General features: G+C 28.6%; 12 protein-coding genes and 1 riboswitch. All 12 genes read right to left on the bottom strand.

Features of this window, described 5'->3' with window-relative positions; all coding sequences use genetic code 11:
• Window positions 1–36: 36 nt before the first annotated feature.
• Window positions 37–1,974: an aconitate hydratase gene (locus TEGL_RS09620; protein ID WP_018591018.1), complete on the bottom strand. Its 1,938-nt coding sequence runs from the start codon at window positions 1,972–1,974 to the stop codon at window positions 37–39.
• Between the two features lie 39 nt (window positions 1,975–2,013).
• Window positions 2,014–3,171 (bottom strand): homocitrate synthase, encoded by a 1,158-nt coding sequence (gene nifV / locus TEGL_RS09615; RefSeq protein ID WP_018591019.1) that lies wholly within the window; start codon window positions 3,169–3,171, stop codon window positions 2,014–2,016.
• Between the two features lie 299 nt (window positions 3,172–3,470).
• Window positions 3,471–3,833, bottom strand: coding sequence for a hypothetical protein (locus tag TEGL_RS09610; protein ID WP_018591020.1), 363 nt, complete (start codon window positions 3,831–3,833; stop codon window positions 3,471–3,473).
• 598 nt (window positions 3,834–4,431) lie between these two features.
• A complete protein-coding gene (locus tag TEGL_RS09605) occupies window positions 4,432–5,307 on the bottom strand; it encodes a MurR/RpiR family transcriptional regulator (RefSeq protein WP_018591021.1) in 876 nt (291 codons plus the stop codon).
• A 157-nt stretch (window positions 5,308–5,464) separates the two neighbouring features.
• The gene (locus TEGL_RS09600; protein WP_018591022.1) at window positions 5,465–6,040 is read right to left on the bottom strand and encodes a tRNA (mnm(5)s(2)U34)-methyltransferase; all 576 of its coding nucleotides are present in this window, start codon (window positions 6,038–6,040) and stop codon (window positions 5,465–5,467) included.
• Window positions 6,041–6,049: 9 nt separating this feature from the next.
• Window positions 6,050–6,763 (bottom strand): pseudouridine synthase, encoded by a 714-nt coding sequence (locus tag TEGL_RS09595; RefSeq protein WP_018591023.1) that lies wholly within the window; start codon window positions 6,761–6,763, stop codon window positions 6,050–6,052.
• A 149-nt stretch (window positions 6,764–6,912) separates the two neighbouring features.
• Complete coding sequence (locus TEGL_RS09590) at window positions 6,913–7,518, bottom strand: tetratricopeptide repeat protein (RefSeq protein WP_018591024.1); 606 nt, start codon at window positions 7,516–7,518, stop codon at window positions 6,913–6,915.
• A 161-nt stretch (window positions 7,519–7,679) separates the two neighbouring features.
• The gene (gene lysA / locus TEGL_RS09585) at window positions 7,680–8,975 is read right to left on the bottom strand and encodes a diaminopimelate decarboxylase (RefSeq protein ID WP_018591025.1); all 1,296 of its coding nucleotides are present in this window, start codon (window positions 8,973–8,975) and stop codon (window positions 7,680–7,682) included.
• Between the two features lie 14 nt (window positions 8,976–8,989).
• A complete protein-coding gene (locus tag TEGL_RS09580) occupies window positions 8,990–10,186 on the bottom strand; it encodes an aspartate kinase (RefSeq protein ID WP_018591026.1) in 1,197 nt (398 codons plus the stop codon).
• A 121-nt stretch (window positions 10,187–10,307) separates the two neighbouring features.
• A riboswitch (Lysine riboswitch) is annotated at window positions 10,308–10,510 on the bottom strand.
• A gap of 82 nt (window positions 10,511–10,592) precedes the next feature.
• On the bottom strand, window positions 10,593–11,198 hold the full coding sequence (locus TEGL_RS09575; RefSeq protein WP_018591027.1) for a hypothetical protein: 606 nt from the start codon (window positions 11,196–11,198) through the stop codon (window positions 10,593–10,595).
• A gap of 130 nt (window positions 11,199–11,328) precedes the next feature.
• Entirely contained in the window at window positions 11,329–13,011 is a 1,683-nt protein-coding gene (locus tag TEGL_RS09570; RefSeq protein ID WP_018591028.1) for a hypothetical protein, read from the bottom strand.
• Between the two features lie 117 nt (window positions 13,012–13,128).
• On the bottom strand, window positions 13,129–13,692 hold the full coding sequence (locus tag TEGL_RS09565) for a hypothetical protein (RefSeq protein WP_018591029.1): 564 nt from the start codon (window positions 13,690–13,692) through the stop codon (window positions 13,129–13,131).
• Between the last annotated feature and the right edge of the window lie 140 nt (window positions 13,693–13,832).

Here is a 13,832-nt window from a genome sequence, read left to right as displayed (position 1 = left end):
ATAACCAAGGTCTTTTCTTTATATAAAATTATTATTTTAGCAAGTTACTTTTTCAAGTAAGTTTTTAGTATAGTTTAATTTACCTCCAGCTTTTACAACCTCTACTTCTTTCGGTGATAATTCAACTTTTACGTAGAAACTTTCATTTTTACTATGGTTTATTATTTTTACTCTATTTTCTATTAAACCATTATATAAATCACAAATCTCCAATTCATCTTCTAAACTTATTTTTTCATAATCTTCATTACATTCAAATACCATTGGTATTATTCCACTATTGATTAAGTTAGCTTTGTGAATTCTTGCAAAACTTTTTACTAGTACTCCTTTTATTCCTAAATATAAAGGAGCTAGTGCTGCATGTTCTCTTGAAGAACCTTGACCGTAATTATCTCCTCCAACTATAAATCCACCATTATTTTTTATTGCTCTTTTAGGAAATTCTTCGTCTACAGTATTAAAACAATAATTAGATAAATAAGGTATATTACTTCTAAACGGTAGCAATTTTGCATTTGATGGCATAATGTGGTCAGTTGTTATATTATCTTCAACTTTTAATACTACCTTTCCATTTACTATTTCTCCTAAAGCAGTGTTTAAAGGAAAAGGTTTTATATTTGGTCCTCTTACTACCTCCACCTTATTAAAATCTTCCACAGGACTAATTATCATAGAATCGTCTATTATAAACTTCTTAATATCTAAATCTTTAAAATCAACTTTCATTTCTCTTGGATCTGTAAGTTCACCCTTTATAGCTGATACTGCTGCTACTTCAGGACTAACTAAATATATGTCAGCTGATAAAGTTCCACTTCTTCCATAAAAATTTCTGTTAAAAGTTCTAAGAGATACACTATTAGTTCCTGGTGATTGACCCATACCTATACATGGTCCACATGAGTTTTCTAGTATTCTTGCCCCAGCACTAATTATATCTCCTAAAGCTCCATTTCTAGATAACATCTCCATTACTTGTCTAGAACCAGGTGCTATAACTAAACTTACTTCTTCATGAACTTTTTTACCTTTTAGAATTTGTGATACCTTCATTAAATCTTCATAAGATGAATTAGTGCAGCTTCCTATTGCCACTTGATCCACTTTTATTTTTCCCAAATCTTTTACTTTTTTCACATTATCTGGAGAATGTGGAATAGCAGCTAATGGCTCTAACTCACTTAAATCTATTATGATCTCTTCATCATATGTAGCATCTTCGTCAGGACCTAATTCTTTATAATCATCTTCTCTTCCTTGTTCTTTGAAAAATTCAAAAGTTTTTTCATCACTTGGGAAAATTGAAGTCGTGGCTCCAAGTTCTGCACCCATATTTGTTATTGTAGATCTTTGTGGAACAGATAAGTATTTTACACCTTCTCCACTGTATTCAAATACTTTTCCTACTCCACCTTTTACACTGCATTGTCTTAAAACTTCTAAAATAATATCTTTAGATGAAGTCATGTATGGAAGTCTACCAATTAAGTTTACCTTTACAACTTTTGGCGCCTTAATATTATAAGCATTACCTGCCATGGCAAGTGCTACATCTAATCCGCCGGCTCCAATGGCAATCATACCCACACCACCTGCCGTTGGCGTATGACTATCCGACCCTAATAATGTATCTCCTGGTGTGGAAAATCTTTCTAAGAATACTTGGTGACATATTCCGTTGCCTGGTTTAGAAAAATATATTCCATGTTTTTTTGCAACTGTTTGAATATACTTATGATCATCAGCATTTTCGAATCCTTGTTGCAACATATTATGATCTACAAATGCCACACTTCTTTTAGTCTTCACCTTCTCAATATCCATAGCTTCCAGTTGCAAATAAGCCATTGTACCTGTTGAATCTTGAGTTAAAGTCTGATCTATTTTTATTGATACAAAATTTCCTGCTTTTAATTCTCCTTCAACTAAATGTTTTTTCAATATTTTATACGTTAAATTATCTCCCACTGTATATCCTCCCATATTCACTAATAAAATTCATGAAACTTAAATAACACTTCTATTATTTTTTAAATCTTTATATATTTCTACAAGTTCTTTATCAAATAAGTTTCTCTTCATTCTAACAGAAGTTTGTCTTATAAGTTCTAGCATAACTTCTGATTCTTCTTTAGAAAGCTCTATCTCATATTCTTTAAACTTATTAACTATAGCAGCTTTGCCTGAATGTTTTCCTATTACAATTTGTCTTTCTAAACCTACCTCACTCGGATCAAAAGCTTCATAGTTTTTAGGGTTTTTCATTGCACCATCAGCATGTATTCCTGATTCATGTCTAAACATATTTGTTCCAACTATAGCTTTCCAATCAGGTAACTGTCTGCCAGATGCTTGGGAAACATATTTTGAAATTTCTCTAAATCTTATAGTATCAATATCAGTTTCATATCCATAAACAAATTTTAGAGCCATAATAACTTCTTCTAAAGCAGCATTTCCTGCTCTTTCTCCTAAACCATTAACTGTTACTCCTATATGATTTGCCCCGCCTACAATTCCTGCTATAGCATTGGCCGTAGCCATACCAAAGTCATTATGTGTGTGCATTTCTATATCAAAGTTTGTAGCTTTGTGTATTTTTTCTATTGTTTCTCTTATTGTAAAAGGTTCCATAACTCCCACTGTATCGCAATATCTAAATCTATCTGCTCCTGCTTCTTTTGCTAAATTAATAAATTCAATTAAAAAATCTGTGTCAGCTCTAGAAGCATCTTCTCCATTAACAGATATATATAATCCATTCTTTTTCGCATAAGTCACTGCATTATACATATTGTCTAAAACCCACTGTCTAGATTTTTTAAGTTTATGCTCAATATGAATATCTGAAACAGATAAAGATATGGCTACTGCATCAACGCCACAGTCAATTGACTGTTCTATATCTGTAATTACTGCTCTATTCCAAGCCATAATACTAGAATTTAAATCTCTTTTACATATTGCCTTTATTGTTGCCTTTTCATCACCACCCATAGTAGGTATTCCAACTTCTAATTGGTCAACGCCCATATCACTTAAAGTTTGCGCTATAGTCACTTTTTCATGATTGGCAAATGCAACTCCAGCAGTTTGTTCACCATCTCTAAGAGTAGTATCTACAATTTTTATTTCTTTTTCTTTTATCTTATCTAGCACACACATATTCGGTTCCCCCTTTAATTACATTTGCATGATTCGTTTTATTTTTTTCAATTTTATAAAATAACGTAAAATTACCTTTTCAACAGTCTATCTATATTTGCAGCTTATTAGTCATTCAAATTTAATTTAATTATAATACGATTTTCTGTTTTTTGCATTATTTTTTTTTATTCTTGCATAATTCATTAAAAATCAAAGTATTTTATGTTTGATTTTTCAATTTGCTTAATTTATTTTAATATACTGTAACTTTTCTAATTATTATAAACAGTATTTACTTATCTAAGTTTACAAAGTAATCACTTTAATTTGCATATGAAAAAAGTATAGTAAAAATTATTATCCTTCATAAAAATCATTTTTGCCCCACAAACATCTGCTATGCTTTCTGTTAATGTTATACTTCCTTTAGATTTAGAAGCAACTTCTTTCATTTCTTCTAACAAATCTTTATTTGGCCATAATTCTTTTGGTGCAAGAGACACAAAATTCATACCCAGTTTAGCGTATCCAATCATCAAAGAATTTCCCATATTATTTCTTGCATCACCAACATAAACAAATTTTATTTTATCAAATGACTTATCTACATATTCTGTTGCAGTAAGTAAATCAGCCAACATTTGTGTAGGATGATATGTGTCTGTTAAGCCATTGTACACTGGTACTCCTTAGTATTTAGCTAGTATCTCCACTGTTTCTTGCTTATATCCTCTAAACTCGATTCCATTATAATATCTTCCTAGCACCTTAGCTGTATCTTATATCAAGCTAATTTTATTCATTACATTTTCCCCTTTTAAATAAAATAAAAAGCCCCTTAGTTATAAACTAAGAGGCGAATATCCGCGGCACCACTCTAATTATTAAGATATTACTTAAATTAAAGTAATAATTATAAAATATAATTTTTGAGAACTAAAAAAGTCCCTTGGCTTTTACACCAAAAGACTATATTTTACCGTGTTACCACTCTAATTGTTAAGGCGGACAACCGATTATTGTACTTTCTTTTCTAATAACCTTCTCCAAAGCTCTTTTCAGAATAAATTTCCTTGCCAGGCTTCCACCATTCCCGGCTCTCTATTAATTTAATTTATCTTACTCTCTTCTTCAATGAATTTATCATATTTTTATTAATAATATTATTCATTTTCTAATTATATGTCAATAAGTTTTTTAATAAATTCAAAATTCTAAACAACGCATTTGTTGAAATTATAACAAATACATATGGTTGCTGCTATGAGTTAATTAATTTTATTCATATATAGAATACTGTTTCCATATTTTTTCCAAGTCATCGAAGTATTTTTTTATTTCTTCTTTCTCTTTCATACCAACAGATATGGCAAGTGCGTTGGCTACAGTCATAGCAGGAACTAAAGAGTCAACAAATGACGCCATATTACTCTTTACTAAAAGAGTATTATCAGATAAACATGCTACTGGCGCAAAATAACTATCCGTAATTGATATTATATGAGCTCCCTTATTTTTAGCATAATCAACAACTTGATATGATTTTTTAGAATATCTAGGAAAACTAAATGTTATTATTACATCTTCTTCGTTTATTCTAACTATTTGTTCAAAAACGTCTCCCATGTCTAGTCTTATTACATGAACATTGTCTAATATTAAATCTAAATAAAATCCTAGGTATTGAGCTATAACGTGAGAACTTCTCATACCTAAAATATATATTTTTCTGGCTTTTAATATTTCTTCTGAAGCATCCTTAAAAGCTTTTGCATCAATTTCTTCCAAAGTTCCTCTTATATTATCTATATCACTTTTTAGAACCTTACTTAGTATTGTTGCATCATCAGAATAGTCATCATTGGCCATTTCGACCCTTTGTACTGTTGTTAATTTATTTTTTATTAACTCTTGTAATGCATCTTGTAATTTAGGGTATCCTGGATATCCTAAAGCATTAGCAAACCTTACCACAGTAGACTCACTAACACCTACAGTTTCCCCAAGTTTACTTGCAGTCATAAACGCTACTTTATCATAATTTTTAATAATATATTGGGCTATAAGTTTTTGCCCCTTACTCATTTTAGGATAACGAGATTGTATAATTGAAATTAATTGTTTACTATCATTTATATTATTTGTAAATTCCATAATATGCTCCTCTTTCTTTTGTGAAAAATATGAAGTATTTGTAAATTATTCATACTTATAACTTAATTATACCACTGTTTATATTAAGTTATAAAATATTATTTCATTTTTTCATTGTTCAATATATTTTTTATAAGGCAGCAAAATTATATATTTCTTAACCTTTTTTTTCTACTAGAATAAGTTGCGGTGGATTATTTATTTGATTTGTAAACTCCATACGCAATACATTGTATTGTTTTTGATCTAAATTGTCTAAGTATTCACATATGTAATTTTTTTCATCAAGGCCACCTTCATGTCCTATATATGCAGCTATACTTATTACGCCATTTGCTTTTAATAATTCTAAACTTTTTTTGATGGCTTCTAAAGTAGTCTCTGGTTTCGTAATAACCATGTGTTTCGCCCTTGGTAAGTACCCTAAGTTAAATACTACACAACTTACGTCTTCTTTAACATATTTATCTAAGTTTTCGTGTCCATCTAGAATTAGTTCAACTCTATCCTCCATATTATCTCTTATAACTTTTTTTCTTGTAGAAGTTAGAGCTTCTTCTTGAACATCAAATGCATATACTTTCCCCGTTTCTCCGACTAAATTTCCTAAGTATACTGTGTCATACCCATTTCCCATTGTAGCATCAATTACTACATGGCCTTTTTCAATAATTTTCTCTAAAAATATTTTGTTTACTTCAGTTATTTTATTTATATATTTTGCTCTTAACATAATCTACCTCTATATATTTTTAAGATAATTTATTTCTTCTTCTGTTAAATATCTGTATTCACCTATTTTACAGTCTTTTAAAGTTATTTTACCCATAGCTACCCTTTTAAGTCTAAGTACTGGGTGATTTATAGCTTTACACATTTTTCTTACTTGTCTATTTTTACCTTCATGTATTTTTATTTCTAACTTAGATATATCTTTATTTTTATCATAATATACAACTTTAATTTTAGCTGATGCGGTTTTATAATCTTCTATATATAGACCAGATTTAAAATTTCTAATTTCTTCTTCACTTAACTGACCTTTCACCATAGCAATATATGTCTTGTCAATTTCGTGTTTAGGGTGAGTTAATTTATACGTTAAATCACCGTCATTAGTAAGCAATAAAAGGCCACTTGTTTCATAATCTAATCTCCCCACAGGAAATACTCTTTCTTTTATATCACTTAATAAGTCTATTACACTTTGCCTTTCAAATTGGTCTTTAACTGTTGTTATGTATCCTTCTGGTTTGTTTAATAATATATATACTAAATTTGAGTCAAGAGATATTTTTACTCCATCAACTTCCACAGTGTCTATTTGCTCATCAACTTGAAAAGATAATTCTTCTATTAACTTTCCATTTACTTTTACTTTTTTATTTAAAATAAGTTCTTCAGCTTTTCTTCTAGATGCTACTCCACAAGAAGCTATATATTTGTTTATTCTCATATTTACTCCTTTAATTATTTTTTTGTCCATAGTAAATACTAATATATGTGACAAATTTTCACAAGATATTTTTATCTATTATTTATATTTCCTATAAAATAAAAAAATAAACTGCATACGGCAGTTTATTTATAATTAGCTTTATCTACTTATTTATTATCACTTGTATCTTTTAATTGTGGGTCTGTGTTTGTTTGTGAATTATCTTTTTTATCTTCAGTTTCTTCTTTTATAGGATCTTTTCTTAATTCCTCTTTATTACTTTCCTCAGTTTCTTGTTTTTTCTTTTCTTCTTCTTTTTTCTTATTATTGTAAATCATTTCTGATTCTAATTTATTAATGTCTTTTTCAGAAGCTTTTTTTGCATTTTCTTTTCTTTCTAAAGCTTCTTTTTCAGCAGTTTTTTGTAATTTTTCAAGTTCTGCTTTTTTATTTATTGATTCTCTCTTAATTTGTTTAGAACCTGCATTTATATTTACAATTGAATCCAGTTCTTTTATTGCTTTCTCATAATCATGTTTTTTCTCGTAATTCTCTGCATTTTGCATCCTTCTTGCTTGCATATACATTGCTCTAGCTGACTCATTTTCTGAATCTTCATTTAAGGCTTGAGATAATAAAGTTAAGGCCTCACCATATTTATGATTTTCAAGTTTTTCTTGTCCTTTTATTAAAGAACTTTTTCCAGTTATTTTACTACATCCACCTGTCAAAACAGTTATTAAAACTAATATTAATAATAATTTCTTTTTCATGAAAATCCTCCCTGTTGTATAATATAGTTTATCATAAACACTAATTTTGCACATCATAAAATCTCATATAATTATATTTATACATTAATAAGTATTTATACAATTTTATTTTTAATATAAAAAAGTTCCTTACTTTTTTAGTAGTAAAGAACTTTTTTATTCTATAACTCTAAAGACAATAAATCTTCATAACTTTGTCTTTTACATATTAATTTATCGTTACCTTTATTTACAAATACAACTGGATTTTTAGGTATTTTATTATAGTTTGATGCCATAGAGTATCCGTAAGCTCCTGTAGACGTTGTTATTAATACATCTTCACTTTCGATATTTAATATACTAGTATTTGATATTAAAATATCTCCACTTTCACAACATTTTCCAGCAATAGTTACCTTATGTTCAGATTTTTCATTATTCATTTTATTTACAATAGCACATTCATACCCTGCTTGGTATAAAGAAGGTCTTATATTATCAGTCATCCCACCATCTACACTTACATAAGTTCTTACATCCTTAATATTTTTAATTGATCCAATAGAATATAAAGTACTTCCAGCATTTGCAACTAAAGATCTACCTGGTTCTAATATAAGAGTAGGCATCTTCATATTTAATTCTTTGCATTTTTCATTGCATTTATTTATAATTTTCTCGCAAAATTCTTTAATACTTCTAGGCTTATCTTCCTTAGTATAGTAAACACCTATACCACCACCAAAGTCTATCTCTTTTATTTCTATATCATATTCATATTTTAATTTTTTTACCAAGTTAAACATAACATCAACTTCTTCTTCATAAGGTTCTACCTCAAATATTTGCGAACCAATATGAGCATGAATACCAATTAATTTTACATTTTTATATTCTTTTAATCTTTCTACTGCCATATAAAAATCACCATTTGTCAATGCAAAACCAAATTTAGAGTCTATTTGACCTGTTCTAATATATTTGTGAGTATGCGCATCGATACCAGGAGTTACTCTATAAAATATGTCTTGTATCATATTTTTTTCTTTACAAAGCTTTTCTAATATATCTAATTCATAGAAATTATCTACTACAAACACTCCTACACCTAACTCAACACCCATTCTAATCTCATCTATTGTTTTGTTATTTCCATGAAATAATATTTTCTCCATAGGAAAATTAGATTTATAAGCTGTAAATAATTCTCCGCCAGAAACAACATCTAAATATAATCCTTCTTCATCTATTAGATTGCACATATATTTAGGTAAAAAAGCTTTCCCTGCATATGCAATTTTATTATTATTTTCTTTAACCTTAAAATATTTATTATATTCTTTGCAATTATTTCTAATTAATTCCTCATCAAATACATAAAGAGGTGTCTCGTATTTTTTTGCTAAATCTAGTGCACTTACCCCACCTATGTATAAATTACTATCTTTTATTTCCATTGTGCCATGAAGTTTCATATTATCCTCCTATTTTATAAATTAAATTCTTTTGCTATTTCTCTTATTGCCACTTCTTTCGAAGAAGAGTTTATTGCACATGTAATTCTTATTTCAGATGTCGTAATTAATTTTACAGCTATGTTATTATCACTAAATATTTTAAACACCTTCGAAGCAACACCACTAGTATTTTTCATGCCAAGACCTACTAAAGAAAACTTTGTTATTTGTTCATCTATAACAATACTATCCCTTGGTACAAAGCAACCAACTATTTGTTCACATTCCATTAAATCATCCTTTGGTATAGTGAATGACACATTTACTTTCCCATTAAATGGCGCTGTCTGACTTATCATATCAATACTAACTCCATCTACAGCTATTTTTTCAAATAATTTAGATACATCTTCCATATTTATATCTACTATTGTTATGGCTGCATCTTCATCACAAGTTGCAAGACCTGTAATAACTTTATCCTCTAATTTCATTTCTTTATTCCCCCTTATGTATGTTCCTTTAATATCACTACAAGATAATCCTACATATAACTCCACATTATATTTTTGTGCCAACTCCACACTTCTCGAATGCATTACTTGGGCCCCTAAACTTGCCAATTCCAACATTTCTTCATATTCGATTTCTTTTATTTTTTTAGCTTCACTAAATTTTCTTGGATCTGTAAAATAGATACCATCAACATCAGTATATATTTCACAAATTCCTTCTAATTTTACAGCCAAAGCCACAGCTGAAGTATCTGAGCCTCCCCTTCCTAAAGTAGTTATATCTCCTTCATCATTTAAACCTTGAAATCCTGTTACTATTACAATCTTCCCACCATCTAAACTTTCATTTATTTTACTAACATCGATATCATCTATTAATGATTTTCCATGAAGTCCACTAGTTTTAATATTTAATTGATAAGCATTATAACTCACTGCTTCACATCCTAAAGAGTTTAAACTCATTGATAATAAAGATGCAGATATCATTTCACCAGTAGACATTAACACATCCAGTTCCCTTTTGTCTGGAGATTTAGTTATGTCTTTTGCTAAACTTATAAAATCGTCAGTTGTATCTCCCATAGCTGAAACTACAACAACAATCTTAGCATTTTTCTTTTTTCTTTCTATTAATTTACTTGCAATAAGCTTAATTTTTTCAGTACTAGATACAGAACTTCCACCATACTTTTGAACAACTACTTTGCTCACTATTACCACCCCTTAAATTATGAAATTGCATAAAAAAAAATAAAACGCCCAAAGGTATACTTTGGACGTTAAAATTAGCCATAGTAAACCTTGTAGCTCAACACTTAGAAAAAATTCGCTTCGCTCATGTCGCCAACGACCTTAAAAACAGATCTGTTGCTACATTGCTCTTACGAATAAAAGTGACAGCCTTATACATGTTTTGCATAAGTCCAGATAGCTTATATGCCTATAAGCTACCTTCGGCTGTAATTCCTTTCCTAACATATAATTGCTTGCCAGCTATATGTTAGTACTATTAAGTACAGCGCCTCTACCTTAGGTTCTTATCTTTTTTTATTAATAATATATTAATAGCATAACATACTTTAAGATGCAATAAAAATCATAAAACTATTTATTTATTTTACAAATAATTAAATAATCTATTCAAAGATGTATCTAAGAAATATATATGTTCATTAATATTACACTTATTATGCTTTTGTTCTCTAGAAGATATAACAATAACCTTTGGTACCATAAAAAATGGTATGGTCGAGTTATCAATATCATTAGAAATATTGCTATACTTTGAACATCTAAAGCTTTCATCCAGTTCAATGTCTATTAATACTTGTAGTCTTTCTCCATAGGGATTTATATATTCTATAAATATATCATAAGTTTCATCTCCTACTTTTGCATTTCTATAAAATCTAACAGTTTCATATCCTGCACTATTTAATCTAATTGCAATTTCAGAACCTAGTAACATTTTTGTTAAACTCTTTCCCTTTTCAATATTACTTCCATTTAGATAATAAACTCCTGAATTATCTTTAAAATTTGTATAGTTAACATTACATGGAAACTTTCTCAAAGTATAATCATTACACATTTTTCTCAATGTCCTCTTTAGGGGTTTTTTGCCATTTCTTTTTTTACTATTAAATACTTTTCCCACTTGATTTTCTGTGACGCATCTTACTCTACTTACTAAATACAAAATATCTTTTTCTAATCCCACCATAGTCAATCTCCTTGAAGCTGTTTTTACCAAGTTGTACTATATTATATTAAAATCACTTAATAAAATTTACAAATAAAAAAAGGAAGATTAAAATTTTCTTCCTTTTTTTGTTAATATATTCTATTTTATATTACTCAGTTTTTTCTTTATTATCAATTTTTTCACTATTTTCTTCTTTATTTGCAGTTTTTTCTGTTTTTCCAATATTAATATTATCAAACTCTGCAATGCTTATTATATTTGAATCTGTTTTATCATAAGATATACTTACCTTATCTCCTACCATTGTTAAAGGTAGCTCTGAAGATATTTTTGATGTCCCTGTAAATATTAATTCTTTATTATTTTTTAATGTAATATAATATGTTGTGTTTCCACTTTTTACATCTTGGTTTATTCTAGATACAGTTCCTTCTACTTTTTGTAAGTTTTCACTTGTGTTAAAATCAATATCGTTCCCTTTAGATTCTAATGCTTCTTTATAATTTTTATAGGCATCTTCTTTTGTATCTCCCATTCCTATTATGCTATAATCTTCAACAGATACAAATGCTACCATTTTTACAAGATCAGCCTTATCTTTTAAGCCTAGCACATATGTTGGCTTTCCAAGAATATTATACATAACTGGGAAAGTTGCTTTATAATTTTTTTCTTGTACTTTTCCTTCTGCAGTTGTCATAGCTGCAGTTTCTGTTGCTCCAGTTTGCATATACAATTTTGATTCCTTTGTTCTAGAATCAACTAACATAAATCCTACTGTTGATTCATCTGCTCCTGCCGAAGTAATTCCTGTATACCAATATGATTTTCCATCTTTTCCATATACTAAGGAAGTTCCCTCTGATGGTAGTAATACACCTTCTTCAGATATTACTGAATTTAAAAATCCGTTTACATATAGTCCCCAATTATTTATTTGGTCCACTATAAAGCTTTCTGGTTGTATTCTATCTACCCACTTCGGTGTATCTTTAATTGAGTATATTTTAACATCTCCACTTTGAGCATCCACAATAGCTGTTCCTACTGCATTTGATCCTCCATATCCAACAGCATGTTCATATAAAGTTACAACCCAATAAGGCTTTCCATTGTCATCAATTTCAAAATTAAAATCAGTCATACCATATTTCATACCACCATTTAGATAAACATGTCTATGTAAATCTTGTAAGAAATATGCTTCTTCTTGATATACTATTTTAAGTTGTTTCCCATCAAGGTTTTGAACTAATCTCACGTCTTGCGGATCACTTGCTGATACCATAATATAACCATTAGTACCCTCTAAATTAGTTATCCATTTTATAATATCTCTATGCACGAGAGGTGCAATCCAATATAATTCCCCTTTAACACTTTGTATTGAGTAGTCACCAACTTTAGATATACTTCCTATTGCTGGTATTTCCCCAAGTTTTTTTTCTCCTAATTTTATTGCCATATCTTTGTCTACAATTCTAATTTTATCCACACTTACTGGACTCACATCTTCTGTAAAAACACTTTCCTCTACTTTTCCAAGTAAGTCTTTATAAGAACTAGCTCTAAATATAGGAGATGTTACAAAGAATGGAATAATAATAATTACAACTAACAAAACACCTGCTATTAAAAAGTTATTTTTTGCACTTTTAGATGTTCTTTCTCCTCTATCAAGCATCATGTCAAGAACACCAGCTAAAACAAAGAATAAAATTAGCATTGTAAATCCTGATGTGAAATCAAACCTCAGTACTGGTAGTTTTACAAATGCATAAATAGCTACTATTAATAAAGCTATCCCATAAGTTTTAAATATTTTTTTCATTTTTTCTCCTTTCCATTATACCTCTTATTACTATTATAACCTTTTTTTTACATGTTTAGATTAATAAATAATATATAATAGAAAATAAAAAATTACCATAGTAATATATGGTAATTTTTAACAAGTCATATGACTTAGCATATTTCTTTCATTTTTAATATTATAATTACATAATAATCCTTCGTATTCTAAATTAAGATTTTGGTTATTATAAAAGTCCTCCGGCTTCACTAGTGATGGCGACTTATCAAATATATTAATACCACTTTTATAAAGCATATCTGCCACAAAGTGTGAACATACATATCTATATTCTTTTTCTCTTGATTTATTAAATGATAAATATACTAAAGCTTTAACATCATAATTATATCTATTTCTATTGCTGTTTACTTTCATTATATTTTTTACTAATTTTTCATAACTATAATAATCAACATTTAATGAATATACTCGGCATAGCGCATTTTGCTTTATTTCATATAAGCCTTCATTTATATTTTCTTCTACAAAACCTGCAAATATAGGTGTTTTAGGATTTAATCTCCCAAATGAATACATGGGTGATAAATCTTCATTTAAAGATAAAGAAATATGAGCATAGGGACTTTTACTAACTTTTCTTATTAAATAAGATAAGAGAGTTCCCGTATAAGTTGTTACTATATAAATTTTTCTCATTTCTGCACCCCCAATTTTCTTACCTTCTGATTTTATCATAATATTCAAATTCATTCAATTCATATTTAGCTTTATTATTATTAATAATGGACAAAATATATGTACTTTTATACATACTTTTAAAAAAATTGGAAATATTA

It is taken from the genome of Terrisporobacter glycolicus ATCC 14880 = DSM 1288 (genome assembly GCF_036812735.1).
Lineage (GTDB): Bacteria > Bacillota > Clostridia > Peptostreptococcales > Peptostreptococcaceae > Terrisporobacter > Terrisporobacter glycolicus.
This window is presented reverse-complemented; position numbering and strand designations above follow the sequence as displayed.